30 protein-coding genes are annotated in these 25477 nt (G+C 69.4%); 18 read left to right on the top strand and 12 right to left on the bottom strand.

Features of this window, described 5'->3' with window-relative positions; translation table 11 throughout:
- The first annotated feature begins 33 nt into the window (after positions 1-33).
- On the top strand, positions 34-1191 hold the full coding sequence (locus tag C8E96_RS01515) for a sensor histidine kinase (RefSeq protein WP_133794107.1): 1158 nt from the start codon (positions 34-36) through the stop codon (positions 1189-1191).
- A complete protein-coding gene (locus C8E96_RS01510; RefSeq protein WP_091370556.1) occupies positions 1188-1832 on the top strand; it encodes a response regulator in 645 nt (214 codons plus the stop codon). The genes C8E96_RS01515 and C8E96_RS01510 overlap by 4 nt, the downstream gene beginning before the upstream one ends.
- A gap of 393 nt (positions 1833-2225) precedes the next feature.
- On the opposite strand, the gene C8E96_RS01505 is transcribed toward C8E96_RS01510, so the two are convergent.
- The 3 genes from C8E96_RS01505 to C8E96_RS01495 form a co-directional block, all read right to left on the bottom strand.
- Complete coding sequence (locus C8E96_RS01505; protein ID WP_133794105.1) at positions 2226-3086, bottom strand: S41 family peptidase; 861 nt, start codon at positions 3084-3086, stop codon at positions 2226-2228.
- Complete coding sequence (locus C8E96_RS01500; protein ID WP_091370559.1) at positions 3083-3568, bottom strand: hypothetical protein; 486 nt, start codon at positions 3566-3568, stop codon at positions 3083-3085. The genes C8E96_RS01505 and C8E96_RS01500 overlap by 4 nt, the downstream gene beginning before the upstream one ends.
- Before the next feature lie 74 nt (positions 3569-3642).
- A complete protein-coding gene (locus C8E96_RS01495; protein ID WP_091371347.1) occupies positions 3643-4125 on the bottom strand; it encodes an NUDIX domain-containing protein in 483 nt (160 codons plus the stop codon).
- 87 nt (positions 4126-4212) lie between these two features.
- On the opposite strand from C8E96_RS01495, the gene nucS reads away from it, so the two are divergent.
- A complete protein-coding gene (gene nucS / locus C8E96_RS01490) occupies positions 4213-4872 on the top strand; it encodes an endonuclease NucS (RefSeq protein ID WP_091371349.1) in 660 nt (219 codons plus the stop codon).
- Positions 4872-5312, top strand: a complete 441-nt coding sequence (locus tag C8E96_RS01485) for a DUF7919 family protein (protein WP_091370561.1) — start codon at positions 4872-4874, stop codon at positions 5310-5312. Before nucS ends, C8E96_RS01485 begins: the two co-directional genes overlap by 1 nt.
- 81 nt (positions 5313-5393) lie before the next feature.
- Here the strand turns inward: C8E96_RS01485 and C8E96_RS01480 are convergent, their stop codons facing one another.
- Positions 5394-6449, bottom strand: a complete 1056-nt coding sequence (locus C8E96_RS01480; protein WP_091370562.1) for a cobalamin-independent methionine synthase II family protein — start codon at positions 6447-6449, stop codon at positions 5394-5396.
- Positions 6450-6642: 193 nt separating this feature from the next.
- On the opposite strand from C8E96_RS01480, the gene C8E96_RS01475 reads away from it, so the two are divergent.
- From C8E96_RS01475 to C8E96_RS01445, 7 genes are all read left to right on the top strand, one after another.
- A complete protein-coding gene (locus tag C8E96_RS01475; RefSeq protein WP_091370565.1) occupies positions 6643-8340 on the top strand; it encodes a sodium:solute symporter family protein in 1698 nt (565 codons plus the stop codon).
- Between the two features lie 10 nt (positions 8341-8350).
- Positions 8351-8581: a hypothetical protein gene (locus C8E96_RS01470; protein WP_091370567.1), complete on the top strand. Its 231-nt coding sequence runs from the start codon at positions 8351-8353 to the stop codon at positions 8579-8581.
- Positions 8582-8628: 47 nt separating this feature from the next.
- A complete protein-coding gene (locus C8E96_RS01465; RefSeq protein WP_133794103.1) occupies positions 8629-9618 on the top strand; it encodes a hypothetical protein in 990 nt (329 codons plus the stop codon).
- Positions 9619-9691: 73 nt separating this feature from the next.
- Positions 9692-10693 carry a dihydroxyacetone kinase subunit DhaK gene (dhaK, locus tag C8E96_RS01460; protein ID WP_091370570.1) on the top strand — a complete coding sequence of 334 codons (1002 nt, stop codon included), beginning with the start codon at positions 9692-9694 and terminating at the stop codon, positions 10691-10693.
- Complete coding sequence (gene dhaL / locus C8E96_RS01455; RefSeq protein ID WP_091370571.1) at positions 10693-11301, top strand: dihydroxyacetone kinase subunit DhaL; 609 nt, start codon at positions 10693-10695, stop codon at positions 11299-11301. Before dhaK ends, dhaL begins: the two co-directional genes overlap by 1 nt.
- On the top strand, positions 11298-11972 hold the full coding sequence (gene dhaM, locus C8E96_RS01450; RefSeq protein WP_091370573.1) for a dihydroxyacetone kinase phosphoryl donor subunit DhaM: 675 nt from the start codon (positions 11298-11300) through the stop codon (positions 11970-11972). The genes dhaL and dhaM overlap by 4 nt, the downstream gene beginning before the upstream one ends.
- A gap of 107 nt (positions 11973-12079) precedes the next feature.
- Positions 12080-13855, top strand: a complete 1776-nt coding sequence (locus C8E96_RS01445) for a 3-hydroxyacyl-CoA dehydrogenase family protein (protein WP_091370576.1) — start codon at positions 12080-12082, stop codon at positions 13853-13855.
- A 50-nt stretch (positions 13856-13905) separates the two neighbouring features.
- Here C8E96_RS01445 and C8E96_RS01440 read toward each other — a convergent pair whose 3' ends face one another.
- On the bottom strand, positions 13906-14118 hold the full coding sequence (locus tag C8E96_RS01440) for an FmdB family zinc ribbon protein (RefSeq protein WP_091370578.1): 213 nt from the start codon (positions 14116-14118) through the stop codon (positions 13906-13908).
- A gap of 44 nt (positions 14119-14162) precedes the next feature.
- Here C8E96_RS01440 and C8E96_RS01435 point away from each other — a divergent pair, with 44 nt between their 5' ends.
- The 3 genes from C8E96_RS01435 (at position 14163) to C8E96_RS01425 (ending at position 15982) form a co-directional block, all read left to right on the top strand.
- Positions 14163-14465, top strand: a complete 303-nt coding sequence (locus C8E96_RS01435) for a hypothetical protein (protein ID WP_194957343.1) — start codon at positions 14163-14165, stop codon at positions 14463-14465.
- A 79-nt stretch (positions 14466-14544) separates the two neighbouring features.
- Positions 14545-15222 carry a hypothetical protein gene (locus C8E96_RS01430; protein ID WP_091370580.1) on the top strand — a complete coding sequence of 226 codons (678 nt, stop codon included), beginning with the start codon at positions 14545-14547 and terminating at the stop codon, positions 15220-15222.
- A 16-nt stretch (positions 15223-15238) separates the two neighbouring features.
- A complete protein-coding gene (locus tag C8E96_RS01425) occupies positions 15239-15982 on the top strand; it encodes an alpha/beta fold hydrolase (RefSeq protein ID WP_091371353.1) in 744 nt (247 codons plus the stop codon).
- A 50-nt stretch (positions 15983-16032) separates the two neighbouring features.
- Here the strand turns inward: C8E96_RS01425 and C8E96_RS01420 are convergent, their stop codons facing one another.
- The 3 genes from C8E96_RS01420 to C8E96_RS01410 form a co-directional block, all read right to left on the bottom strand.
- Positions 16033-16695, bottom strand: a complete 663-nt coding sequence (locus tag C8E96_RS01420; RefSeq protein ID WP_091370582.1) for a C39 family peptidase — start codon at positions 16693-16695, stop codon at positions 16033-16035.
- A gap of 84 nt (positions 16696-16779) precedes the next feature.
- Positions 16780-17814, bottom strand: a complete 1035-nt coding sequence (locus C8E96_RS01415; protein ID WP_166657839.1) for an adenylate/guanylate cyclase domain-containing protein — start codon at positions 17812-17814, stop codon at positions 16780-16782.
- Positions 17811-18263: a universal stress protein gene (locus C8E96_RS01410; protein WP_091370585.1), complete on the bottom strand. Its 453-nt coding sequence runs from the start codon at positions 18261-18263 to the stop codon at positions 17811-17813. Before C8E96_RS01410 ends, C8E96_RS01415 begins: the two co-directional genes overlap by 4 nt.
- 94 nt (positions 18264-18357) lie before the next feature.
- Between C8E96_RS01410 and C8E96_RS01405 the strand changes: the two genes are divergently transcribed.
- A complete protein-coding gene (locus C8E96_RS01405; protein WP_091370587.1) occupies positions 18358-18801 on the top strand; it encodes a nucleoside deaminase in 444 nt (147 codons plus the stop codon).
- A 393-nt stretch (positions 18802-19194) separates the two neighbouring features.
- Here the strand turns inward: C8E96_RS01405 and C8E96_RS01400 are convergent, their stop codons facing one another.
- A complete protein-coding gene (locus C8E96_RS01400; protein ID WP_228769678.1) occupies positions 19195-20409 on the bottom strand; it encodes a coiled-coil domain-containing protein in 1215 nt (404 codons plus the stop codon).
- Between the two features lie 81 nt (positions 20410-20490).
- Positions 20491-21822 carry a crotonyl-CoA carboxylase/reductase gene (ccrA, locus tag C8E96_RS01395; RefSeq protein ID WP_091370589.1) on the bottom strand — a complete coding sequence of 444 codons (1332 nt, stop codon included), beginning with the start codon at positions 21820-21822 and terminating at the stop codon, positions 20491-20493.
- Positions 21823-22000: 178 nt separating this feature from the next.
- Between ccrA and C8E96_RS01390 the strand changes: the two genes are divergently transcribed.
- Positions 22001-22372 carry an SPW repeat protein gene (locus C8E96_RS01390; RefSeq protein WP_456049307.1) on the top strand — a complete coding sequence of 124 codons (372 nt, stop codon included), beginning with the start codon at positions 22001-22003 and terminating at the stop codon, positions 22370-22372.
- 9 nt (positions 22373-22381) lie between these two features.
- Here the strand turns inward: C8E96_RS01390 and C8E96_RS01385 are convergent, their stop codons facing one another.
- Positions 22382-22957: a TetR/AcrR family transcriptional regulator gene (locus C8E96_RS01385; RefSeq protein WP_091370593.1), complete on the bottom strand. Its 576-nt coding sequence runs from the start codon at positions 22955-22957 to the stop codon at positions 22382-22384.
- A gap of 63 nt (positions 22958-23020) precedes the next feature.
- Between C8E96_RS01385 and C8E96_RS01380 the strand changes: the two genes are divergently transcribed.
- Positions 23021-23434: a VOC family protein gene (locus C8E96_RS01380; RefSeq protein ID WP_091370596.1), complete on the top strand. Its 414-nt coding sequence runs from the start codon at positions 23021-23023 to the stop codon at positions 23432-23434.
- Positions 23435-23522: 88 nt separating this feature from the next.
- The gene (locus C8E96_RS01375) at positions 23523-24983 is read left to right on the top strand and encodes a peptide MFS transporter (RefSeq protein ID WP_091370598.1); all 1461 of its coding nucleotides are present in this window, start codon (positions 23523-23525) and stop codon (positions 24981-24983) included.
- Here C8E96_RS01375 and mce read toward each other — a convergent pair.
- Entirely contained in the window at positions 24980-25426 is a 447-nt protein-coding gene (gene mce / locus C8E96_RS01370; protein ID WP_091370601.1) for a methylmalonyl-CoA epimerase, read from the bottom strand. The genes C8E96_RS01375 and mce overlap by 4 nt on opposite strands.
- Positions 25427-25477 lie beyond the last annotated feature (51 nt).

Genomic DNA, 25477 nt, shown 5'->3' with positions numbered 1-25477 from the left:
ACGCCGGGTGAGCAGGTGTGTTGTGATTGACCGGTGAGGGAACGACCGGTCCGACCGTGGCAGAAACCCGTGTGGCACGCCGCCTTCGCCTTCAGTCTTGGCGCGCTGGTCCTCCTCAAGGACCTGGCGCCGCTGGAGGCCCCGGCGGCCATCCCCGTGTCGGTGTGGGCGCATGTCCTGGTCCTCGCGGGCATGTGCGCGTTGCTGTTGCTCCGACTGCGCATGCCGGTCCTGGCGATGGTGGCGGGGTGGCCGCTGGTGGCCCTCGACCTGCTCATGGGGCTCACCCTGCCGGTGGTGATGGTCGCGGGCGAACACCTGTATGCGGCTGTCCTGTACGGGTCGCGGCGGGCGAGTCGGGTGATCGCCGGTGCGGTCGGCGCGCTGATCGTCAGCATCATCGTGATCGCGATCGTGCACGGCTGGGACATGCGGTCGACCACGGATCTCCTGCTCAAGGCGTGCGCGCTGCCACTGGTGCCGGTGTGGTGGGGGATGAACATGCGCCAGCAGCGCGAGTCCGCCGAGGCCGAACGCGCCCGCGCCGACGACCTCGCCCGCATCGCCGCCCTCGACCGCGACGCCGCCGTCCACGCCGAACGCGCCTCGATGGCCCGCGACCTGCATGACGTGATCGCGGGCCACCTCTCGGCCATCGCCATCCAGTCCGAGGCCCTGCTGACCCTCCCCGACGGACACCCGCGGACCCGGACCGTGCTCCGGTCGGTCCGCGAGAACAGCGTCGACGCCCTCGCCGAGATGCGCGCCATGATCGGCCTGCTGCGCGCCGACGACGATGTCTCCGAACGCACCGCCCCCGCGCGCCTGCGCGAACTCGACCGGCTGATCCGCTCCGCGCGCGCGTCCGGCCTCGACGTGCGGGTCGACGCCGAGCACCCGCCGCAACTGCCCGCCGCGGTCGACCTGTCGGCGTTCCGGATCGTGCAGGAGGCGCTCACCAACGCGGTCAAGCACGCACCGGGCTCCCGGGCCGAGGTGAACGTCCGCCACGGCGAGGGGACACTGGTCGTCGAAGTCATCGACGACGGCGCCGGTGCGGTGCTCAACCCGTCGGGAACAGGCCTGATCACAATGTCCGAACGCGCCCAGGCCGTGGGCGGGGTGCTGGTCGCGGGCCCGTGCGCGCGCGGCTGGCGGGTGCGCGCGGAACTGCCGGTGGAGGACGAATGACGATCAAGGTGCTGGTGGCCGACGACCACGCGGCGATCCGGGCCGGGCTGTGCCTGATCCTGGACAACGCCGAGGGCATCGAGGTGATCGCCGAAGCCGCCGACGGCGCCGCCGCGGTCCGAAAGGCGACCGCGCTGCGGCCGGACGTGGTTCTGATGGACGTGCGGATGCCCGAGGTCGACGGCATCGAGGCCACCCGCAGACTTGTGGCCGATGGCGTGTGCGCGGTGCTGGTGCTGACCACGTTCGACATGGACGAGTACGTCTACGGGGCTCTTCGCGCGGGAGCGGCGGGATTCCTGCTCAAGTCCGTGGACGCGGCCCGGCTGATCGAGTCGGTCCGGCTGGTGGCGGCTGGGGACGGGGTCTTGGAGCCGGGTGTGACCCGTCGGTTGATCAGCGCGTTCGCGGATGCGCAGCCGAAGACGGTGGCGCGGCCCGCGGGGTTGGACGAGTTGACCGAGCGGGAGACGGATGTGTTGGTGGGAGTGGGGGAAGGGCTGTCGAACCAGGAGATCGCGCGGAAGTTGGGGATCGCTGAGGCGACGGTGAAGACGCACGTTTCGCGGATGTTGACGAAGTTGGATTTGCGGTCGCGGGTGCAGGCGGCTGTGCTTGCTCAGGAAGCTGGGCTGGTTTAGCTGGCTCGTGTTTGGGGTTGTCGGCCGGCTTTCGCTGGGGTGCCTGCTTGGGTGGTTCGCCTTGATTTGGGGACCCCGGAAATGGGCCTGCGCGGGTAAAGCGGGCAGGGTGAAGAAACTGCCCCGCGCCGCGAAAGTTTAGGCCCATTTCACCCCAAATCAAGGCGAACCACCCAAACAGGCAGGTGGGATTGGCCCGTTGCGTGTGGGGGTGGTTGGGACCCCTGCACCCGTGTACTCGTGACTCGCCACCCCTGCACCCCTGCACCCGTGCACTCGCGACTCGCGTACTGCGGCTCGTGCACTCGCGGCTCGTGCACCGCCACTCGGGGCTTGGGGCTTGGGATTGCTCCTCGTGTCTCGGTCGAGGGGGCCGGCGATCGAGGGTGGCGCTCAGCGAAGAAGTGCTACGGCCCGGTCGAATGCTGAGTCGCGGTTGTTGGTGAATTCCTCTTCGGTGAATACCGGGGTGGTGATGTGTGCCGGGATTCCCGTGCCGTCGAAGGTTTGTCCTGATCGGGTGAGGAACCGTTCGTTCGGGAGGATGAAATTCCAGCCGTTCGGCAAGGTGCGTTCCATGGTGTCGGAGAAGACGCCCTGGGTGCTTTCGCCGATCCGCATGGGCTGCGGTGTGCGGCCGAGGGTGGCCTGGGTGAACGTCTCGCCCGCGCTGATTGTCGAGCCGCCCGTCAGGAGAACCACGGGGCCGGTGTATGGGTTCGCCCCGGGGCGGACCTGGGATCGCTGGGGGGTGGTGAACCGCGTGGGGTCGGTGGGGTGGTTGCGGTTTTGCTTGGCGTAGGCGAAGTACGGGTGTCGGGTGAGCCTGCCCGCGAGGTCCAGGCCGAACTGGTCCGCGCCGCCGCCGTTGATTCGCAGGTCGATGATCAGGCCCCGCCATGCCTTGGTGCGTGAGGGGGTGAAGATCGTGTCCAGGGCTCGGGTCAGCTCGGCGTGGTTGGCGGCGTAGTCGCCGTCGGTGTAGCCGATGAAGGCGATCAGGCGGAGGTAGCCGATCCCGCCGGGCAGGTCCGCGTAGCCGATGCGGCCGTCGCCGAACTCCTGGAGGGGTTTTCCGGCCAGGTCGCGGCGCACGATGTAGGGCTTGAGCTTGGCCTCCAAGTCCGGGGTCGGGTAGGTCGTGCCCGGGCGGGTGCCGAAGTGCAGGCGGTCTCCAGCCTTGATCGCGGTGTGCGCGTCGCCCAGTGGGGTGATCATCGCGCCCAGCAGGGCGAAGAGTTCGTCGTCGGTCATGTCCTCGCGCACCAGTGGCGATAGCGGTCGCGGACCGCGGTCCAGTCGATGCCTTTGAGCGCGAAGAACGGGTAGTTCTCGGCGTAGGTGGTCCAGAAGACGTCGAATGTCCTCAGTGGACCAGCGCCGCCGGGCGCGGCGCAGTCCGGGGGAAGGGCTTCCAGTCGGCGCAACCGCCGGTCGTCCACCGAGCCATCAATGTGCTGAATCGCGGTGTTGCCCCGCGCGCGGAAGGTGAACGAGCCGAAGCGTGCGACACCCGTGGGGTCAGTCGACCGTGACACCGGTTTGCCTGCCACGCAACTGATCCGTGTGGTCTCGTATGGCGTCGCCTCGCCGTTCGCGATCTTGATGACGGTCCCGTAGCCATCGGTCTCCCACAGGCCGTCGATCGTCGACGCCGCGGCCTGGGGCACTAGGGCGAAGGTGCTCAGCAGCCCGACGGTCATCCCCGCCGCGACCCGCCTCTGCTTGGTGCTCATCATGTTCACCAGCCTGGCCGCCCGGCCCGCCGCCCGCAGTCAGGCCAACTGGCGTCTGGAAGGTGGGGTGGGCCCTACCTTCGCAACAACAGCAACCCGTACGCCGCGATGGACTGGGCGTCGGTGATCTCGCCTGCCCGGACCAGCCGTTCGAACTCCGCGCGGGCGAACCAGCCGGTGCGCATGTCCTGTTCCTCCGGTTCGCGCTCCGGCTCGCCCTCGGTCAGGTCGGTCGCGAGGAACACGTGTCCCCGCTGGCTCGACATGCCCGCCGCGCAGTCGAGCGAGCCGATCTTGGTCATCGTTCCCGCGCGCAGCCCCGTCTCCTCGCGCAGCTCGCGGGCGGCGAGGGTCGCGGTGTCGACGTGCTCGCGGTTCGGGGCGGTGCCCTGGGGGAACTCCCACCGCCGCTCGCCGAGGGGGTAGCGGAACTGCTCGACAAGCATCAGCCGGTCGCCGTCGAGGGGGATGACCAGGGCGTAGTCGGGTTTGTCGATCACGCCGTAGATGCCCGCGCTGCCGTCGTGGCGGCGGACCCGGTCCTCACGGACGGTCATCCAGGCGTTCGCATAGACCTGTTCGGTGCCGAGGGTGTCCACGGGGTGATCCTGCCGCACCCGGCCGACGGGACTAACCTGCTCGCCGTGCGCCTCGTGATCGCTCGCTGCCAAGTCGACTACGTCGGTCGGTTGACCGCCCACCTCCCCATGGCCAACCGGCTGCTGCTGGTGAAGGCCGACGGGTCGGTGTCGGTCCATTCCGACGACCGCGCGTACAAGCCGCTGAACTGGATGACGCCGCCGTGCTGGCTCACCGAGGAGCCCGACACGTGGACGGTGCAGAACAAGGCGGGCGAGAAGATCGTCATCACGATCGAAGAGATCATGCATGACTCCAAGCACGAACTGGGCGCCGAACCCGGCTTGGTGAAAGACGGTGTCGAGGCCCACCTCCAGGAACTCCTCGCCGAACACATCACCACCCTCGGCGACGGCTGGACGTTGGTCCGCCGCGAATACCCGACGGCGATCGGCCCGGTCGACATCCTGTGCCGCGACAACACCGGCGGCTCGGTGGCCGTGGAGATCAAGCGGCGCGGCGACATCGATGGCGTGGAACAGCTGACCCGATACCTGGAACTGCTGAACCGCGACCCGCTGCTCGCCCCCGTGCAGGGGATCTACGCCGCCCAGATCATCAAGCCGCAGGCGCGGGTGCTGGCCGAGGACCGCGGAATCCGGTGCGTGGTGCTCGATTACGACACCCTGCGCGGAATCGAATCGGACGAGTTCCGCCTGTTCTGATGACCCGGTTCCGAGATCTGACCAAGTACGAGTATTTCGACGAGACCGTCGTGAGTCTCGTGGGCGAACCGCATTACGTCCACTATCGGCACCAGCCCACTGACCGCGTGCTGAATGTCGGCTGGCTGAATTTCGAGCGGTTCGACCAGGGTGACGTTCCCGCCGACTTCGTCGCCCGGCTCGACGAGTACGCGACCGACCGGGTGAACCAGACCCGCGGATCCCAGTCGTGCCCGATCTGCGGCCTCGACAACCCCTCGCTCGGATCCGCGGAAATCCACGTCCAGGCACCGGACGGCACCATCTACGCGGCTCCGGCCCTGGTGGCGCACTACGTCAGCGCTCACCGCTACCGGCCGCCGAAGGCCTTCATCGATGCCGTTCTGACCGGCCGCAATATGGCCGACATCGTTCGTGACGCCCAGTCGCTTTCGAACTGATCCCGCGCCGACGCCACGGATGACCGCTGACCACGTTCGCGGGCGGGCGCTGCCCGAACCGGACAACGCCCGCCCGAACGGCTAAAGCAGCTCGGCCGCCAGCCGCGTGCCCTCGACCCGTGCGGCGATCTTGGCGAACGCGGTGTCCCGCGAGGTCGACACGTCGTCGGCGAACGGTGAGAAACCGCAGTCGTCGCAGGTGCCCAGGCGGTCGGTGGGGATGTACTGGGCGGCGGTCAGCACGCGGTCCCGCACCTCCTCCGGGGTCTCCACCCGCGGGTCGATCGGGTCGGTCACACCCACGAACACCCTCTGCTCGGCCTTCGAGTGGTCCCTGATCGAGCCCAACACCCGGTGCGGGTCGGACTCGCTCGCCAGCTGGACGTAGAAGTTCCCGGCCCGCAGGTCGAACAGCGCCGGAAGCAACTCTGCGTAGTCCACATCGAGGCTGTGGACCGAGTCCTGGTCGCCGCCGGGGCAGGTGTGCACGCCGATGCGCTTGCGCTCCTCGTCGGTGAAGCGGTCGAGGACCTGGTTGTTCAGGTCCACGAACGCGCGCAGCAGCGCACCGCTGGGGTCGAGCTTGAGGGAGAGCCTGCCCTCGGTGAAGTCGATCTGCACGCTGTGCGCGCCCGCGTCGAGGCTGCGCCGGATGTCGGCTTCCGCACCGTCGATCAAGTCGGCGATGAACTGGTCGCGGTCGTAGCCGGGCACTCCGTCGGCCGGGTAGAGCAGGCTGATGGCCGACGCCGCGATCACTGCCTGCTTGATCGGCCGGTCGGTGTGCGCGCGGGCGTTGGTCAAGTAGCTGTCCGCGTGGATCTGGTAGCTGAACGGTCCCGTCAGGCGCGGCAGCTGCCGGGTGTGGCCGTCGGCGAACGGGATCACCGCGCCGTCGGGGGCCAGCGCGTCGAGACCGGCGATCGGGTAGGTGACGAAGCTGGGTTTGCCCTGTTCGCCGTCGGTGATGACCGGTGACCCGGTCTCCTCGAACCGCCGCAGGGTGTCGACCAGTGCCTTCTCGGTCGACACCGCGAGCGCCGCGTCGTCGATGCGGCCGGTCGCGTGGTCCCCGATGGCCTCGATCAGGAAGGCGGGACGGGGGATGCTCCCGATGGGCTCGGTGGGCAGTGACACGGTGGGTCCTTCCGGTGCTCTTCGTGGTCACTGTCGAGCCTGCCCAAACCCGTTCGGCCGGTGCCGGGTCTCGACCAGGATTGACCCGAATAGATCAACACATGCGTACGCCGATACCCCTATTCCGTGATGCGGGGTACCGGGAAGCGGGTCATCATGATCCGGTTCCACTCCCGGTGACTGGCGGTGACGGATGCACTACCTCGCGGACGCGGATCTCCGGCTGGACGCCCACGTGATCGACTACGTCCTGCTCGCCGTCTACTTCGCGATGGTGCTCGGTATCGGTGCCATGGCCAAACGGTCGGTGTCGAGCAGTCTGGACTTCTTCCTGTCCGGCCGGTCCCTCCCCGCCTGGGTCACCGGGCTGGCGTTCATCTCCGCCAACCTCGGCGCCGTCGAGATCTTCGGCATGACCGCCAACGGCGCCCAGTACGGCCTGCCGACGGTGCACTACTACTGGATCGGCGCCATCCCGGCCATGGTCTTCCTCGGCCTGGTCATGATGCCCTTCTACTACGGCTCCAAGGTCCGCAGCGTCCCCGAGTTCCTGCTCCGCCGGTTCGGGACGTTCGCCCACCTCGTCAACGCTCTGAGCTTCGCCACCGCCCAGGTGCTCATCGCCGGGGTGAACCTGTTCGCGCTGGCCACGGTGGTCAATCTGTTGCTCGGGTGGCCGCTCTGGCTCTCCGTGGTGGTCGCCGCGGTGATCGTGCTCGCCTACACCTCGCTCGGCGGGCTTTCCGCGGCCGTCTACAACGAGGTCATGCAGTTCTTCGTGATCGTCGCGATGCTGCTGCCGCTCACCTTCGTCGGCCTGCACCGGGTCGGCGGGTGGGACGGGCTGGTCGACAAGATCCGCGGCGCCGATCCGGTCGCGGCGGGGGAGCAGCTCTCGTCGTGGCCGGGCACCAACCTCACCGGCATCGGCAGCGCCACGCTTTCCGTGCTGGGCATCGTGTTCGGACTCGGTTTCGTGCTCTCGTTCGGCTACTGGACGACCAACTTCGCCGAGGTGCAGCGGGCCATGTCCGCGCGCAGCATGTCGGCGGCGCGGCGCACGCCGTTGATCGGGGCGTATCCGAAGACGTTCATCGCCCTGATCATCATCATCCCGGGCATGATCGCCGCGGTCCTGTCCCCGGAGTTGGCCGCCTACAAGGCCTCCGGCGGCACGGCGGAAGGCGGCGTCACCTACAACAACGCGATCCTGCTTCTCATCCGCGACCTGCTCCCCAACGGCATGCTCGGCATCGCGATCACCGGGCTGCTCGCGGCGTTCATGGCGGGCATGGCCGCCAACGTCAGCTCGTTCAACACCGTGTTCACCTACGACATCTGGCAGAGCTACGTCGTCAAGGACAAGCCGGACGGGTACTACCTGCGGGTCGGCCGCACGATCACCGTCGTCGGCTGCCTCGCCGCGATCGGCACCGCGTTCATCGCCGCGGGCTTCAACAACATCATGGACTACCTGCAGACCTTGTTCGGCTTCTTCAACGCGCCGCTGTTCGCCACGTTCATCCTCGGCATGTTCTGGAAGCGGATGACCCCGCTGGCGGGCGGGCTCGGGCTGATCGCGGGCACCGCCTCGGCGGTCACCGTCGACGTGCTCAACCGCGCCGACGTGCTGCACCTGGCGGGCCAGGGCGCGAGCTTCGTGGCGGCCAGCGTCGCGTTCGTGGTGGACATCGTGGTCAGCGTGGCCGTCTCGATGGTGACCCGGCCCAAGCCCGACAGCGAGTTGGTCGGCCTGGTCTGGTCGCTGACCCCGCGCGACCGGCTCCGCCACGACGCCACCGGCGCGGACTCCGGCTGGTACCGCAGGCCGGGCGTGCTGGCCGCGGGCGTGCTGGTGCTGGCACTCGCGCTCAACATCATCTTCTGGTGAGGAGGAAGCCATGACCGAGGTGAAGAAGGCGGGCCTGTTCGACCTGCGGGGCGTTCTGGCGCTGCTGTTCGCCGTCTACGGCGTCGTGCTGACCGTGATGGGCCTGTTCTCGACGTCCCAGCAGGACCTGGACAAGGCGGGCGGCATCAACGTCAACCTGTGGATGGGCGTCGGCATGCTCGCCGCGGCCGCGCTGTTCGCCCTCTGGGCCCGGCTGCGGCCGCTCGCCGTGCCCGAATAAGCCGGTTGGTGCCACACGGCCGCGGCCGACTGGCTACGGTTCACGCCGTGAGGCGTTCAGCGCGGTGGTCAATCGGTGTGGTCGGATGTCTGGTGGGCGTGCTCGCCGGGTGTGGCGGCCCCGACCTGGCCAAGAAGAGCTTCCCCCGGTCCACAGTGGCCGCGGCGGCCGAACTCGGGGGCGGCGGCGCCCCCGTCGACGGCACGCCCGTAGGGGGTGAGGCGGCGTTCACCGCCGAGAACCTGCGGGTCGTCGACGCCTGCGTGCTGTTCGACGACCAGACGATGGCGTCGGTCGGCACCCCCGCGAACAACCGCCTGCGCGACTTCGGCCACTGCGCGCACTACATGAAGGACAAGGCGGGCAAGGAGCTGAACTTCAACCTCGTCCTCGGCGAGTCGGCGAGCGGGAAGTCGGCCGAGGGGGCGTTCAAGATCGGCGGCTTGCCCGCGAACGAGAACGAACTCGACGACAAGACCGCGTGCTTCATCGGCGTCATCACCGAGGCCTCGCCCAAGCGGGCGATCACGCTGCAGATCAGCGGCCCGGCGGGTCCGCTCTGCGAGCCGGGGCGCAAGGTGATGGAAGGCGTCATCAAGAACCTGCAGGCGGGCGCGCCCAAGCTGACGCTGGCCAAGGGCACGGTGGCCGGGATCGACCCGTGCGCGATCCTGGACGAGTCCACGGTCACCGAGACCGTCGGCGAGACCAACGCCCGGCCCACGACGCTGCACGCGTGCGACTGGAGCGCGGGCGGCGCGTCGTTCTCCGTGAGCTTCAAGGTCGGACCGAACCCCGACGACCTGGCCGACGCCGCGGAGTCCAAGCCCGTCGACCTGGGCGGGGTGAAAGCGCAGAAGCGGGAGTCCGAGGACCGGTGCAGGCTCGACTGGGCCCACGCGCCGTTCCCGGCTGACAAGGAGCAGGCCGAGGTCGTCTCCCTGTCGTTCAGCCGGTACGACGACAAGGCAGGCGACCCGTGCACCAAGCTCGAGGCCGCGGCGAAGGCGTTGATCCCCAAGCTGCCCACCGGCTGACCGGCACGCCTTTCGCGCCGGCCCTGAGCGGTGTAGGAACGGGAGACGGACCCGTTCCGGCGAGAGGCGCGCGATGAAGAAGATCATCAACGATCCGACGACCATCGTGGCCGACGCGCTGCGCGGGATGGCGCTCGCCCATCCCGGCCTGCTGCGGATCACCGAGGACCCGGCGGTCGTCGCCCGGGCCGACGCCCCGGTGCGGGGCAAGGTCGCGATCGTCTCCGGTGGCGGTTCCGGCCACGAACCCCTGCACGGCGGCTTCGTCGGCCTCGGCATGCTCGACGCGGCCTGTCCCGGCGCCGTGTTCACGTCACCGACGCCCGACCAGGTGCAGGCCGCGGTGACCCAGGTCGACGGCGGCGCGGGTGTCCTGCTGCTGGTCAAGAACTACACCGGCGACGTGCTGAACTTCGAGACCGCCGCCGAGCTGGTCGCCGCCGACGGGATCGACGTGCGCACCGTGGTGATCGACGACGACGTCGCCGTGCGCGACTCCACCTGGACGGCCGGGCGGCGCGGTGTCGGCGGGACGGTCCTGCTGGAGAAGATCGTGGGCGCCGCGGCCGAGTCCGGCGCCGACCTCGACACCTGCGAGCGGCTGGCCCGCGCGGTCGTCGGCAACGTCCGCTCGATGGGCATCGCGCTGACCGCCCCGACGGTGCCGCACGTGGGCGAGCCGAGTTTCACCCTGGCCGAGGACGAGCTGGAGGTCGGCATCGGCATCCACGGCGAGCCGGGCCGCAGCCGCGAGCCGATGGCCGACGCCGACACCCTCGTGGCCGCGCTGCTCGACCCGATCCTCGACGACCTCCCGTTCGCCGAGAAGAGCCGGGTCCTGCTGTTCACCAACTCGATGGGCGGCACGCCGCTGCTGGAGCTGTACCTGGCCCACGGCATCGCCGAGCGGCTGCTCGCCGAGCGGGGGATCACCGTCGAACGCAGACTGGTGGGACCGTTCATCACGAGCCTGGAGATGCAAGGCATGAGCCTCACCCTGCTGCGCCTCGACGACGAACTCACCGCCCTGTGGGACGCGCCGGTCCACACCGCCGCCCTGCGGTGGGGAGTCTGATGGGCTGCGACGCGGGCACCGTGGCCGCCGCCATCCGCGAGGCCGCCGCCGTGATCACCGAACACCGCGACGAACTCGTCAAGCTCGACCAGGCCATCGGCGACGGCGACCACGGCGAGAACCTCAAGCGCGGCTTCGGTTTCGTGCTCGCCCGGCTCGACGAGTCCACTCCGGACACTCCGGCCGCGGTGCTCAAGCTGGTCGCCACCACCCTGATCTCCAAGGTTGGGGGAGCCGCCGGCCCGCTCTACGGCACGGCGTTCCTGCGCGCGGCCACCGCCGTGGGCGACGCCGCCGAACTCACGCCCGAGCTGATCTCGACCGCGCTCCAGGCCGCGGTCGACGGTGTCGTCGCCCGCGGCAAAGCCGAAGTCGGGGACAAGACGATGGTCGACGCGCTCACGCCCGCCGCCAAGGCGCAGGGGGCGACGGTCGCCGAGGTGCTGCGCGCCGCCGCGGACGCCGCCGAGGCGGGAGCGGAGTCGACGGTGCCCCTGGTTGCGCGCAAGGGGCGGGCGTCGTACCTGGGCGAACGCAGCGCGGGCCACCTCGACCCGGGCGCGCGGTCCTCGGCCCTGCTGCTGCGCTCCTTCGCGGACTCGGCATGACCCGGGTCGGGCTGGTGATCGTCTCGCACAGCCAGCGGCTCGCGGACGGGGTCGCGGAGGTGGCGGGACAGATGGCGCCCGACGTCACGATCGCCACCGCGGGCGGCCTCGACGGCGAACTGGGCACCGACTTCGAAGCGGTCTCCCTGGCGCTCGAAGGCGCGCAGAGCGGCGCGGGCGTGGTCGTGCTCTACGACCTCGGCAGCGCCAAGATGGTCGCCGACCTGGCCGTCGAGATGCTCGGCGACCCGGAGTCCGCCGCGGTCGTCGACGCGCCGCTGGTGGAGGGCGCGGTCGCCGCGGCCGCCGCCGCGCAGGGCGGCGCGGACCTCGACGCGGTGCTGTCCGCCGCCGCGGGCGCGATGGCGGATTTGATTCCCGACGAGTCCGACTCCACTGAAGGTGTGGAAATCCTGCTCACCAACGACGTCGGCCTGCACGCCCGGCCCGCCGGCCTGCTCGCTCAGGCCCTGGCGGGGGTGGATGCCGAGGTCACGGTCACTTTCGGCGGCCGGGCGGCGGACGCCAGAAGTGTGCTCAGCCTGATGGGTCTCGGCGCGGCCGGTGGTGACCGGGTGCGTGTCGCGGCAACCGGACCGGAAGCCGACGAAGCCATGAGGAGGATCGCTGACCTGGCCGAACGCGGTTTCGAGGACCGCTCACCCGGGTGAGAGTGGCGCAGTTCACCTGGCGATCCCCTGGTCGCGTGGCATCATCAGCACACGATGTTACTGACAGGTAGCATCTGATGTGCTTTTCGGTGACTGCGGAGGTAGCTGTGGCGCGTGAGTTCTCCACCGTTGGTGTTGTCGGGCTCGGGACCATGGGTGCGGGCATCGCCGAAGTACTGGCCAGGACCGGTGTCCAGGTGGTCGCGGTGGAGGTCGACGACGCGGGCATCGAGCGCGGGCGCGGCCACATCGAGCACTCGACGAGCCGCGCGCTCGCTAAGGGCAAGCTCGACGAGGCCGGCCGCGACGAACTGCTGAGCCGGGTCACCTACAGCACCTCGCTGAAGGACCTCGCCGGCGCCGACCTGGTCATCGAGGCGATCCCCGAGTCGCTCGAACTCAAGGCGCGCGTGTTCGCCGAACTCGACACCATCGTCGGACCGGACGCCATCCTCGCCTCCAACACCTCGTCGCTGTCGATCACCGAGATCAGCGTGCACACCGGCCGCCCGGGCAAGGTCGTCGGCCTGCACTTCTTCAACCCGGCGCCGGTCCTCAAGCTCACCGAGGTCGTCAAGACCGTCGTGACCGAGCCGGACGTGGTCACCGACGTCGTCGCCTTCGCCGAGCGCCTGGGCAAGGAACCGGTCGTCATGGGCGACCGCGCGGGCTTCATCGCCAACGCGCTGCTCTTCGGCTACCTCAACCACGCTGTGTCGATGTTCGAGACGAAGTACGCCACCCGCGAGGACCTCGACGCCGCCATGCGCTACGGCTGCGGCTACCCGATGGGCCCGCTGGCGCTGCTCGACCTCATCGGACTCGACACCGCCTACGAGATCCTCGAGACGATGTACGCGCAGTCGCGCAACCGGCTGCACGCCCCCGCCCCGATCCTCAAGCAGATGATCACCGCGGGCCAGCTCGGCCGCAAGACCGGCAAGGGTTTCTACACCTACGACGCCCCGGACTCGCCCAACGTCGTCGCCGACGCCCAGACCCCGGCCGCCGCCGGGGACGCCGGGGTGTCCACCCGCGACGTCCAGCGGGTCGGTGTGGTCGGCACCGGCACGATGGCCACCGGGATCGTCGAAGTCTTCGCCCGCAAGGGTTTCGACGTCGTGCTCCGCGCCCGCAGCGCCGACAAGGCGACCGCGGCGATCGCCAAGGTGCGCAAGTCGCTCGACCGCCAGGTCGCCAAGGGCCGCCTCGCCGAGGAGGAGCGCGACGCGATCCTCGGCCGCGTCAGCCCGGCCGTGGAGTTCGAGGAACTGGCCGACTGCGACCTCGTGGTCGAGGCCGTCGCCGAGGAACTCGCCATCAAGCAGGCGGTCTTCGGCGCGCTCGACGAGGTGCTCAAGCCGGGTGCGATCCTGGCCACCACCACGTCCTCGCTGCCGGTCATCGAGTGCGCCGCGGCGACCTCACGCCCGGCCGACGTGGTCGGCCTGCACTTCTTCAACCCCGCGCCGATCATGAAGCTGGTCGAGATCGTCGAGACCATCTCCACCGCCGAGGACGTCGTCGCCACCGCCCACGCGATCTGCGAGAAGGTCGGCAAGAAGCCGGTCCACTGCGGCGACCGCGCCGGCTTCATCGTCAACGCGCTGCTCTTCCCGTACCTCAACGACGCGATCAAGATGCTGGAAGCGCACTACGCGGGCGCCGACGACATCGACAGCGCGATGAAGGTCGGCTGCGGCCTGCCGATGGGCCCGTTCGAACTCCTCGACGTCGTCGGCCTCGACGTGTCGCTGGCCATCGAACGCACGCTGTACAACGAGTTCCGCGAGGCCGGATACGCCCCGGCCCCGCTGCTGGAACACCTGGTCACCGCAGGCCGCCTGGGCCGCAAGACCGGCAAGGGCTTCCGGGATTATTAAGATCGAACTGACATGGCGCCGGCGATCCGGCGCCATGTCAGAGTTCTGATTTAGCCGCAACAACCGCCGCCGCAGCAGCCTCCGCCAGCTTGGGGAGCTGTTGCGGCGGAGGTGTTGGATCCGGACAGGCCTGCCATCTTGAGCAGCTTCACCGTGTCGGCGTGGCCCTCGGGGCAGGCGGCGGGATCGGACGACTCGGCCATCGGGCGTCGCACGTCGAAGGTCGAGCCGCACTCGCGGCAGCGGAACTCATAAGTGGGCACCCGCCCATTCTGCCTCACCGGTGCCCGCGGATACGGTGCTCACCGTGCCCCGCCGTAACCGACCCAAGTACGCCATCGGCGACGATCCCCGTCCGCTGAGCGGCGGCCTGGCCGCCCAGCGGCGCGAAACCGCCCACGACGGCGACTGGCAGGTCCGCAACGTCCCCGGGGCGCACGCGACGAAGATGTACCGCTGCCCCGGATGCGACCACGAGATCCCCGTCGGCATGGCCCACGTGGTCACCTGGCCCGCCGACGACTACGGCTCGGTCGAGGACCGCAGGCACTGGCACCAGGCGTGCTGGGCCGCACGCGGCCGCCGCGGCCCGACATCGCGGCGGCGCTGACCCGTCCGGGTGATCGACTTCACCGCCGGGCTGGTGAGTTGGCTAGGCGTAAGCCCCCCGCATGCGCTTGCATTGACACATGGACGACCGCTCGCTCCCTTGCCCCCGGCCCTGGCGGGCCGCGGACGGATCCCCACAGCCATCCGGCACACCGACCGGAGCCGCGACCGCGGCGACCTTCGACGGCGTCCCCGGTCTGCTGATCCCCGCCCGGCAGGCGCGGGTCGCGGCGGGCGTCGTCTTGATCATCGTCGGACTCGGCCTCGGCGGCCTCTCCGCGCTGCTGATCATCCGCGGCGGGGTGGGCCCCACGCTCGGCGCGGTCGTGCTCGGAATCCTCGGGGTGCTCCTGCTGCTCGCGGGCTTCTTCGCGCTCAAGCGCAAACAGCGGATGGTCGGGATCCTGCTCACCCCCGACCACGTCGCGCTGACGTGGGTGCATCCGGTGGTCCGGCTGCCATGGCACGACATCACCGAGATCCGGCCGCTGAGCCTGCGCATCGGGCGGTCGAAGACCGCGCCGACCCAGAACTACCTTGGCCTCATCACCACCGACGCGGCCGCGGCCGACACCCGGATGCGCAAGGTGGCCGCCAAGTTCGGCCGCGACGTCGCGTGCGCGGTGCCTATGCGGACCATGGACATAGACCAACTCGTCGTCCTGCACAGCCTGCGGTTCTACCTGGAGAACCCGGACGCGCGCGCCGAACTCTCGGGTGACGACGCGGTGCGGCGGGTCCGCGAAGGCCGCTTCTGAGGTCCACAATGGCGACGTGCACCTCACCGATACCGGCTCCGGCACCCCCGTCGTCCTGCTCCACGCGTTCCCGCTGGACTCGCGCATGTGGGACCCGGTCCGCGAGGAGCTCTCCGCCGTCGTCCGGCTGATCACCCCCGACCTGCGCGGCTTCGGCCGCACCCCGGCGGGCGACGCCGAGCCCTCGGTGGAGACCCTCGGCCAGGACGTCGTGGCCCTGCTCGACGAACTGGGACTCGACCGCGCGGTGGTCGGCGGCTGCTCCATGGGCGGCTACTGCGCCATGGCCGCGCTGCGGGCCGCGCCGCAGCGGGTCTCCGGGCTGCTGCTCATCGACACGAAAGCCACCGCCGACACCGAGGAGGCGGCCGCCAACCGGCTCAAGGTGGCCGACCGCGCCGAAGCCGAGGGGACCGCGCCCTGGCTCGCCGACACGATGCTGCCGATGCTGCTGGCCGACCAGGCCTACGCGGGCACCGTCCGCGAGCTGATGGAGGCGCAGAGCCCCGCCGCCGTGGCGTGGGCGCAGCGCGCCATGGCGTCCCGAATGGACTCCCGGGACACGCTGCGGTCCGGGGGCGTCGACACCCTCGTCGTGCACGGATCGCTCGACAAGCTGATGCCGGTGCCGGTGGCGCAGGAACTCGCCGAGCTGACCGGGGGCGAGTTGCGGCTGCTGCCCGACACCGGCCACCTGCCGCCGATCGAGTCCCCGGCGGCCTTCCTCGGCGCCGTCACCCCCTGGCTGGCCAAGCGCTAGACACGCGAAGGGACCGCCGACTGAACCAGTCGGCGGTCCCTTTCCCGTTCTCAGGCCGCGTACCCGCGGTAGTAGCTCCACCGCGCCAGCTCGGTGGTGTTGATCCAGTACTCGCCGTAGTAGTAGCCCTGGGGGTCGTACAGGCCGCCGTTGTAGCCGGTGTCGACCACGCGAGCCCGGTCGCCGGACTGGTCATAGCCCAGGACGGCGATGTAGTGCCCGCCCGGGTAGCTCCGCCACCCGCTGGTCGTGCTCGCCCCACCCGAGACGTTGACGACCAGGGCCCACCCGCGGTTGATGTCGAACAGGATGTCCGAGCGGAGCAGGTTGGCCCAGCCGGACGTCGAGTGGTCGCGGCCGAACTTGGCGTCGTAGTAGGTGGTGTTGAGCGTCTTGTTCAGCGCCGCGCGGATGTTCCACGAGCTGTCCGTGCCACCGCTGTGGGTGCCCATCAAGCCCGCCAAGCCTTCCTGGCTGGGGTAGAGGCCGCGCGCGGTGATGGCGATGCGGGTCGCCGCCGGGCCGCAGAAGTAGCTGGTGTGCTGACCTTGCCGCTCCGCCCAGAGGGTCTTGCTGGTCTGGTAGTTCGGCATGCACTGGCCGTCGATGATCACGCACGCGCTGGCGGCGGGCGCGGTGGCGACGGTGACGCCGGTGATGGTGCCCAGGCTGACCGCGATGGCGGTGGCGGCGCGGAGGATCTTGCTCTTCATGACGGTGTCCTTGGAGTCGGGAGAAGGTGTGAAGACCTTCTCCCGCTCCGGTTGCCGTCCCGTTGCCGTCCTCTTGCCAGGCCCCTAGCGGCGTTTGCGGCGCGGGCGCTCGTCGGGGACCAGATTGATGCTGGGCACCTTCGACTCCTCGGAGCGGCGCAGCACCGCGCACTTGAGCCTGCTGAAGCCGCGCACCGACACCGGCCGCCTGCTGCGCACCGTGTACGCGTCGATCCCGGCCAGCGCGTCGGCCAGGGCGCGGTCGATCATCACCGTGCCCGGGCGGGCCACGCCGGTGAGCCGGGCGGCGATGTTGACCACGGAGCCGTAGACGTCGCCGAAGCGGTTGAGGACCCGGCCGTAGGCCATGCCCGCGCGCAGGACGGGCAGATCAGGGTCGGCCTCCGCCGCCTCCAGCAGCCGCAGCGCGATCTCGGCGCCCTGCTGGGGGGAGTCGGCGACATAGAGGACCTCGTCGCCGAGCATCTTCACGATCCGGCCGTGGTTGTCCGCGACGATCTCCGCGGTCATCGCGTCGAACCGGTCGACCATGGTGACCAGCTCGGCCTCGTTGGCCCGGCGGGTCAGCGTGGTGAAGCCGACCATGTCGGCGAACCCGACGACCTCGCTCTGCACCTGCAGCTGCTCGCCAGGGCTGGCCAGCGCCCGGCCCGCGTAGGCCGCCAGGTGCCTGCGCCAGGTGTAGTTCTGGAGGCGTTCGAGGTCGGGCACCAGGCGTTCGATGAACCGGCCGAGCTGGCGCTCGTCGGAGACCAGCTCGGGGTTCGCCGCGAGGATGTCGGTCATCAGGTGGACCTGCCACTCGGCCAGCCGGGAAAGATGCTGGCCGAGCATCCGCGCGGTCGCTGTGGTCGTCTCCGGCTCGATGATGCCCGCCAGCATGAGCTCCTGCGTCATCCGCAGGGCCTCGACGTCGCTGTCGGTGAACACCATGTCGTCGTCGCCGACCGTCGCGAAGCCGAGCGCCCGCCACAGCATGACGGAGCGGTCCAGCGGCACGCCCGCCTTCTCGCGGACCTGCTGACGGGTGTAGCGGCGCTCGCCGCCGAGGAGGATCTCCTCGACCTGCCGCTGCGCCGCCCCGAACTCCTCGGTCACGTCGTGTGGACGATGAGCACGTCGACAGTCGACTTGCGCGCGGCCTCCGACGGCACCGAGCCCAGGATGCGGCCCGCGAGGGTGTTGAGGCCCCGGTTGCCGATCACCAGCAGGTCGGCGTTGTGCTCGTGCACGACCTTGGTCAGCGCGGGCACCGGGTCACCGTCGACGACCACGGTCTTGACCTTGGTCGCACCCGCGCGGTTGGCCCGCTCGGCGGCGGTGCGCACCGACTCCTCAGCGGGGTTGGACCCGACCACCTGGTACGCGACGTCGGAGCCCAGCGAGTCCTGAGCCCGTTCCACGGTCCGGGCGCTGGCGGGCTGGAAAGCACAGGCGATCACGAGCGTCGCGCCCGTGTCACCGGCGATCGCGGCGGCGCGATCGACGGCGCGGTACGACGAATCCGAGCCATCGGTGCCGACGACTACGGTCTGATAGGCGACCATTGCGGATGTCCCTCCCGAGTCCTACTTGCCGGTAGACTTAACCAGGTCAACGACCGATTCGCCCATCGGACGCGCCAGAACGAGAATCGACGCGATGAAAACGACAGAGATGCTCGCCGTAGCCATCGCCGAGGCACAAATCGGACTGGCCGAGGGCGGCATCCCGATCGGTGCCGCGCTGTTCGGGCCGTCCGGCGAACTCTGGGGTCGGGGGCGCAATCGGCGGGTGCAGGACGGTGATCCGTCGGTCCATGGGGAGACATCGGCGTTTCGGGCCGCTGGGCGGCGGCGGTCTTATGTGGGGACGACGATGGTGACGACGTTGTCGCCGTGTTGGTACTGCAGTGGGTTGGTGCGGCAGTTCGGGATCTCGACGGTCGTCATCGGGGAGTCCCGCACATTCACTGGCGGACACGACTGGCTGGCCGAGAATGGGGTGGAGATCACCATCCTCGATGACCCGACCTGCGTGGGCATGATGACGGACTTCATCGAAGCCAATCCTGCGCTGTGGAACGAGGACATCGGGTCTGCGTGAGGCTCGCCCTTCGGGCATTGCCGCTGGGGTGGGATGCCCCTCTGGCTCGAGTGTTTAACGCTGGTTCGACAGCGTCAAGGGCGGCGCAAGCGCCGTCGCTTCGCGATCAGCAAGCTGACCCTTGACCCTGCCGAACCAGCGTTAAAGATTGCCAGGACGAGGGGCAAGGGGGAAGTGCAGGCGCTGGTGACGAAAGCTCGGTGCAGGTGCGGGTGACGGCAGCGCAGTCCCGTCACCATCCGCACCGGACCGGGAGCGCGCTCGCCCTGCCCGCCGCCAAGTCAGCTGGCACGGCGAGCGCCGTGTCGTTGGTTTCAAACCACCTTCAAACACCTTCTAAACAACCGAGCCGCGCCCCCTTGGGAGCGCGGCTCGGTCACAGCTGGATGTTGCTCAGCCCCGTGAGTTCACTGGAGTGGTGTCCGGGGTTGGCTTGGGCAGGCGCTGGGTGCGTTCGCCGTTGGGTTCGGCTTCGGCGGCGCGGACTGCTTCGGCCTTGGGAGCGGACTTCTGCTCCGGCTTCTCCGTCGGGCGCTCCGGCTTCTTGCTCGCCGCCGGGGTGCGCTCGGTGTCGGACTCCACGGCTTCCCAGTGCTCCTGCGGCGGGCCGACCGGCTTCATCATCTTGGTCGGGGACTCGTCCGCGGGCGTGCCGTCGATCGTCTTCGGGGCCCGCTCCTCCGGGAGTGGGTCGAGGATCGGCGTCGCGTCGGCCAGTTGGACGTGGGCGTCGGCGATGAGGTCCCGTGCGGAGTGCAGCTGGTCCGCCACCCGGGCCCGCAGCTGGCGCAGGGCCGCCACGCGCTGGGTGGCGTGGGTGATTCGGCGGTTGGCTTCCTCGGTGGCCTCTCGGACGCGGCGGTGCGCCTCCGTGGTGGCCTCCTTGAGCCGCGACGTCGACTCGGTGATCGCCTCGTGCCGCCTGCGGTTCGCTTCCTCCGTGGCCTCACGCACGCGGCGTTCGGCTTCGGACTTGCTGGTCGCCTCCTGCTCGGCCAGCGCGCGCATCGACTCGGTGCGGCGCGAGGCCATGGCGATCTCGAAGTCCTCTTCGACCTTCGTTCGCCGCTCCAGGGACGCCGCATCGATCCTCGCCGCCTCCGCCTTCGCCGCGGCGACGGTCTGCTCGGCGTCCGTACGGGCCTTCTCGACGACGCCGACGTGTTCGGCCTCCATCGCCTTGCGGCGCTGCTCGAGGTCGGCCATCAGCTTCTCGTAGCGCTGCTTGAGGATCAGCGCGTCGGCTTCGGCCTTCTGCCGGATGCGCTCGGCATCGGCTTCCGCCCTGGCCCGTTCCTCGCTCGCCTCGTCCTGCGCGAGCCGCAGCATTCGCTGCAGGCGCTCGCTCAGGCCCTCAAGGGTGGTCGGCGGCAATGAGAGCCGCTCGACCTGCCCCTTGAGTTCGTCGATCTCCGAGCGGCTCCGTTCGAGCTGCTTCGCGAGATCCGTCGCCTGTGAGACGGCCGCGTTGCGGTCGGCGTGCAGTAGCTGCAGTTCGGCGTCGAGCCGCTCAAGGTGCTCTTCGACCTGCGCGCGGCTGTAGCCCCGCTTGGTGATGTCGAATCCGGCACCCAACGGCACGAGATCGCGTTCCTCGCCCAATCCCATGGGGTCACGCTACCTGTCTGGGTTACGGCACTCACGACAAGTAGCGCAAACCCACATCGAACGGCCCGTCCGGGTGATCCGTCAGACCCCGCGGAAACGGTTGATCGCGTCGAGGTGCTTGGCCCGCATCTCGTGGTCACGCACGCCCAGGCCCTCCTCAGGGGCCAGGCACAGCACGCCGACCTTGCCCTGGTGGGCGTTGCGGTGCACGTCGAGCGCGGCCTGGCCGGTGTCGGCCAGCGCGTAAGTCTTCGACAGCGTCGGGTGGATGAGGCCCTTGGCGATGAGCCGGTTGGCCTCCCACGACTCGCGGTAGTTCGCGAAGTGCGAGCCCACGATCCGCTTGAGGCTCATCCACAGGTACCGGTTGTCGAACTGGTGCATGTAGCCCGAGGTCGACGCGCAGGTGACGATCGTGCCGCCCTTGCGGGTGACGTAGACCGACGCGCCGAAAGTCTCGCGGCCCGGGTGCTCGAAGACGATGTCCGGGTCCTCGCCGCCGGTCAGCTCGCGGATCTTCTTGCCGAACCGCTGCCACTCCTTCGGGTCCTGGGTGTTCTCGTCCTTCCAGAACTTGTAGTCCTCGGCGCTGCGGTCGATGATCAGCTCCGCGCCCATCTTGCGGACGATGTCGGCCTTCTCCTGGCTCGACACGACGCACACCGGGATCGCGCCGCCGTTGAGGGCGAACTGGGTCGCGTAAGAGCCGAGGCCGCCGGAGGCCCCCCAGATCAGCACGACGTCGCCCTGCTTCATGCCCGCGCCGTTGCTGGAGACCAGCTGGCGGTAGGCGGTGGAGTTCACCAGGCCGGGGGACGCGGCCTCTTCCCACGTCAGGTGCTTGGGCTTGGGCATCAGCTGGTTGGACTTGACCAGCGCGACCTCGGCCAGACCACCGAAGTTGGTCTCGAAGCCCCAGATGCGCTGCTCGGAGTCCATCATCGTGTCGTTGTGGCCGTCGGGGCCCTCGAGCTCGACGTTGAGACAGTGCGCGACGACCTCGTCGCCCGGCTTCCAGGCGTGCACGCCGGGGCCGGTGCGCAGCACGACGCCGGACAGGTCGGAGCCGACCACGTGGTACGGCAGGTCGTGCTTCTTCGACAGCGGCGACATCTTGCCGTAGCGCTCGAGGAACTTGAAGGTGGAGACCGGCTCGAAGATCGAGGTCCACACGGTGTTGTAGTTGATGGCGCTGGCCATCACCGCGACGAGAGCCTCACCCGGGCCGAGCTCGGGGACCGGCACCTCGTCGAGGTGCAGCGACTTGCGAGGGTCCTTGTCACGCGACGCGAGACCTTCGAACATTCCGGCCTCGTCGGCGTGCACGGTAACGCCCCGGTACGACTCGGGGACCGGCAACGAGCCGATCGCGTCGAGTTCGTCGGCCTGGATGGCGTCGAGGATCTTCTGCACTGCGGGACCTCCCGGCGAATCGGCTCTGGGCTAGAACACCCAGGTGGCGAGATGTTACTTAGCGGTAGACAGCAGGTACCGATGATGTGAGGGATGGCACGCACTGGATCGTTATTGACCTGCGGCTCTTGGTGAGCGGACCATGTTCCTGGGATCTCCCTTTGATGGAGGTGGTCTCGTGAACGAGTCTCAAGCGGTCAAGCCGTGGACCCGTCCGTACGACTGGGCCGAGGTAGTCCTCGGTGTCGTCGCGATGGCGTCTCCACTGTGGATGGCAACCGACAACGCCGCGATGTGGACCATGGTCGTGCTCGGTGCGCTGATCGCGCTCGACGGCCTGGTGTCGCTCGCGATGCCGGGCATGGTCGCCGGTGAGGCGATCCAGATCGTGCTCGGCGTGCTGCTGTTCATCTCGCCCTGGGTCATGAGCTACACGCACCTGACCGGCATCGCGTGGTCCTCCTGGATCATCGGTGCGCTGACCGTGGTGGCGGGCGCCGCCGCTCTGCCATTGGCGCAGGCCGCCAGCCGGATGGCCGGATCGCACTGACCCGGCCGGTCAACGGGCCGCGATCGTCGCGGCCCGTTCGACCAGCGCGCTGACCAGGGCCTCCTCGTCGCCCAGGACGCCGGGAAGGGTCAACGACTCGACGATGAGGCCCGTCATCGCGATATAGAGCAGCTCCACCGTCGTCCGGTCCCCGGGGAGGCCGGAGTCGAGGTGGAACGCGATGCTGCCCTCCAGCTGGGCACGCATCGTCTCGGTGAACCCGGCCCGCAGCTCCGGCCGTCGGGTCGCCTCCAGGCGCAGTTCCAGCAGCGCCAGATAGCCCGCCCGGTCGGCGTGCACGCGCCGCAGGATGTCGCGCATGAACCGCACGACCAGCTCGCGGTCCCGCGGCGCGTCCAGCGTCTCCTGGACCTGCGCGGGGTCCGGTGCGAGCCGCACGTGGATGTGCGTGCCCACCTGGTCGAGCAGCGCGTCGCGGCTGGGGAAGTAGTTCGACGCGGTCCCCTTCGGCACGCCCGCCTCGGCGTCGACCGCCCGGAACGTCAGCCCGCGGGCGCCGTCGCGCGCCAGCACCTCCACCGCCGCGTCCACCAGCGCCAGGCGTCGGTCGTCATTGCGTCGCACTTGCACCTCCTAGACCACTACGGCTAGAGTACTACAGACGTAGTGCTTAACCGAGGGGTGTGTATGCAGTTCAGCAAGTTCGCCACGGCCATCCTGGTCGAGGACGTCGCCGCGACCCGGGACTTCCTGGTGGAGAAGCTCGGTTTCAAGGTCACAGTCGACCTCGGCTGGTATGTCGACTTCTGTCATGAGTCGGCCGAGTCGTTCATGTTCGACATAGTCCAGGTCGACCACCCGTCCACGCCCGAGCCGTACCGCGGCCGCCCGGTGGCCGGGACGATCTTCGCCCTGGTGGTGGAGGACGCCGCGGCCGAGGAAGCCCGCCTGCGCGAGGCGGGCGCGGAAATCGTGAAGGCGTGCACGGACGAGCCGTGGGGTCAGCGCCACTTCTACGTGGCCGTGCCCGGTGGTCTGCTGCTCGAGTTGGTCCAGATGATCGCGCCCGACCCGGCCTGGCTGGCGGCGAACGGCTTGTGAGCGGATACCTACCTTCGTAGGAAGGTCACCTGTCGTACGGTCTCCTCGGGAGTTCTCCACACAACGGAGTGAGAGGGGACCGGCGACAGTGACCGCCACCACCGAAGTCGAGCAGGGCAAGGGGTTCTTCGGCCATCCACGCGGATTGGCGAACCTGTTCGGCACCGAGATGTGGGAGCGCTTCTCGTACTACGGGATGCAGTCGATCCTGCTCTACTACCTGTACTTCAGCGTCGCCGAAGGTGGGCTGGGCATCCCCCAGTCCACCGCGGCGGGCATCGTCGGGGCGTACGGCGGGTCGGTGTACCTGGCCACGATCGCCGGGTCCTGGGTCGCGGACCGGCTGTTCGGCCCGGAGCGCACGCTGTTCTACAGCGGGTCGCTGATCCTCGCGGGCCACATCGCGCTCGCGGTCCTGCCGGGCGTCGTCGGGGTGGCCGTGGGCCTCATCTGCGTCGCGCTGGGGTCCGGTGGGCTCAAGGCCACCGCCACCGCGCTGGTCGGGGCGCTGTACGCGCCCGACGACGAGCGGCGCGACTCCGGGTTCTCGATCTTCTACATGGGCATCAACCTTGGCGCGCTCGTCGGGCCGCTGCTCACCGGCCTGCTGCAGGACCGCGTCGGGTTCCACTGGGGCTTCGGGCTGGCGGCGGTCGGCATGGCCGTCGGCCTCGCGCAGTACGTCATGGGGCGCAAGCACCTGCCGGAGTCCGGCCGGATCGTCCCCAACCCGCTCGACGGCCCCGCCCGGGTGCGGTCGTTCGCGGTGATCGGCGCGGGCGTCGCGGCGGTCCTGGCGCTGGTGCTGACCGGCGTCGTCGGCGCGGACAACCTGGCGATCGTGGTCACCTGGGTCATCGCGGCCGCGGCGGTGACCCTGTTCGCGATCCTGTTGACCAGCCGCAAGGTCGACGGAGTCGAGCGCCGCCGGGTCGTCGCGTTCATCCCGATGTTCCTGGTCAGCTTCGGCTTCTGGGCGCTGTTCCAGCAGCAGTTCACCGTGCTGGCGATCTACGCGGAGACCCGGGTCGACCTGGACCTGATGGGCTTCAAGATCCCGCCGTCCTGGTTCGCCTCCGTCGAGCCGCTCGGCGTGGTGCTCCTCGCCCCGGTCTTCGCGGCGCTGTGGATCCGGCTGGGCTCGCGCCAGCCGTCGACCCCGGTCAAGTTCGCCCTCGGCGTCGCCGCCATGGGCGTGGCGTTCCTGGTGATGGCGCTGCTCGGCTTCACCGGAGGCGAGAAGGTGATCAACCCGCTGCTGGTCGTGCTGGTGCTGGTGATCTTCGTGCTCGGCGAGATGTGCTTGTCGCCGGTCGGCCTCTCGCTGTCGACGAAGCTGGCCCCGAAGGCCTACGGCGCGCAGATGGTCGCGCTGTTCTTCCTGTCGGTCGCCCTGGGCACGTCCGTCGCGGGCGCGCTCGCGGAGTACTACTCGAAGGACTCCGAGCCGACGTACTTCGGCCTCCTGGGAGCGGGCGCCATCGCGCTGGGCGTGGTGATGGCCCTGCTGACGCCCGCCGTCCGGAAGCTGATGAACGGAATCCGCTAGTGCGCGTCGGCGGCGGGCTCGACGAGTTCCACGAGCACGCCGCCCGCGTCCTTCGGGTGCACGAAGTTCACCCGGCTGTTCGACGTCCCGCGCTTGGGCTTGTCGTAGAGCAGGCGCAGGCCGTTGGCGCGTAGGGCGTCGGCGGTGGCTTCGACGTCGGCGACCCGGTACGCCAGCTGCTGCAGGCCGGGGCCGCTGCGGCCGATGAACTTGGCGATCGTCGACTGCTCGTTGAGCGGCGCGAGCAGCTGGATGGCCGGGCCGGTGGTGTCCCCGGGGACGCGGAGCATGGCCTCGCGGACGCCCTGCTCCTCGTTGGTCTCCTCATGGACCGACTCGAGGCCGAAGTTGTCGCGGTAGAACGCGATGGCGACGTCGAGGTCGGGCACGGCGATCCCGACGTGGTCGATTGCGACTACGTGAGGCTTCAGGGCATCGGTCATAAGCGAAGATTACGCCTTGTCTACCCATCGGTAACTATTTGCTGTGCGGCT

The organism is Actinokineospora alba (assembly GCF_004362515.1).
GTDB lineage: Bacteria > Actinomycetota > Actinomycetes > Mycobacteriales > Pseudonocardiaceae > Actinokineospora > Actinokineospora alba.
The sequence above is the reverse complement of the archived record's forward strand: the minus strand, read 5'-3'. Positions and strand labels throughout refer to the sequence as shown.

Excerpts from the sequence above, each read along its gene's own strand:
- mce (WP_091370601.1), bottom strand. The coding sequence starts at position 25,426 with ATGACCGATGCCCTGAAGCCTCACGTAGTCGCAATCGACCACGTCGGG.
- C8E96_RS01405 (WP_091370587.1), top strand. The coding sequence starts at position 18,358 with ATGAAAACGACAGAGATGCTCGCCGTAGCCATCGCCGAGGCACAAATC.
- C8E96_RS01485 (WP_091370561.1), top strand. The coding sequence starts at position 4,872 with ATGACCCGGTTCCGAGATCTGACCAAGTACGAGTATTTCGACGAGACC.
- dhaM (WP_091370573.1), top strand. The coding sequence starts at position 11,298 with ATGACCCGGGTCGGGCTGGTGATCGTCTCGCACAGCCAGCGGCTCGCG.
- C8E96_RS01470 (WP_091370567.1), top strand. The coding sequence starts at position 8,351 with ATGACCGAGGTGAAGAAGGCGGGCCTGTTCGACCTGCGGGGCGTTCTG.
- C8E96_RS01420 (WP_091370582.1), bottom strand. The coding sequence starts at position 16,695 with ATGAAGAGCAAGATCCTCCGCGCCGCCACCGCCATCGCGGTCAGCCTG.
- dhaK (WP_091370570.1), top strand. The coding sequence starts at position 9,692 with ATGAAGAAGATCATCAACGATCCGACGACCATCGTGGCCGACGCGCTG.
- C8E96_RS01495 (WP_091371347.1), bottom strand. The coding sequence starts at position 4,125 with ATGACCGTCCGTGAGGACCGGGTCCGCCGCCACGACGGCAGCGCGGGC.
- C8E96_RS01505 (WP_133794105.1), bottom strand. The coding sequence starts at position 3,086 with ATGACCGACGACGAACTCTTCGCCCTGCTGGGCGCGATGATCACCCCA.
- C8E96_RS01410 (WP_091370585.1), bottom strand. The coding sequence starts at position 18,263 with ATGGTCGCCTATCAGACCGTAGTCGTCGGCACCGATGGCTCGGATTCG.
- C8E96_RS01500 (WP_091370559.1), bottom strand. The coding sequence starts at position 3,568 with ATGAGCACCAAGCAGAGGCGGGTCGCGGCGGGGATGACCGTCGGGCTG.
- C8E96_RS01475 (WP_091370565.1), top strand. The coding sequence starts at position 6,643 with ATGCACTACCTCGCGGACGCGGATCTCCGGCTGGACGCCCACGTGATC.
- C8E96_RS01400 (WP_228769678.1), bottom strand. The coding sequence starts at position 20,409 with ATGGGATTGGGCGAGGAACGCGATCTCGTGCCGTTGGGTGCCGGATTC.
- C8E96_RS01380 (WP_091370596.1), top strand. The coding sequence starts at position 23,021 with ATGCAGTTCAGCAAGTTCGCCACGGCCATCCTGGTCGAGGACGTCGCC.
- C8E96_RS01430 (WP_091370580.1), top strand. The coding sequence starts at position 14,545 with ATGGACGACCGCTCGCTCCCTTGCCCCCGGCCCTGGCGGGCCGCGGAC.
- C8E96_RS01510 (WP_091370556.1), top strand. The coding sequence starts at position 1,188 with ATGACGATCAAGGTGCTGGTGGCCGACGACCACGCGGCGATCCGGGCC.
- dhaL (WP_091370571.1), top strand. The coding sequence starts at position 10,693 with ATGGGCTGCGACGCGGGCACCGTGGCCGCCGCCATCCGCGAGGCCGCC.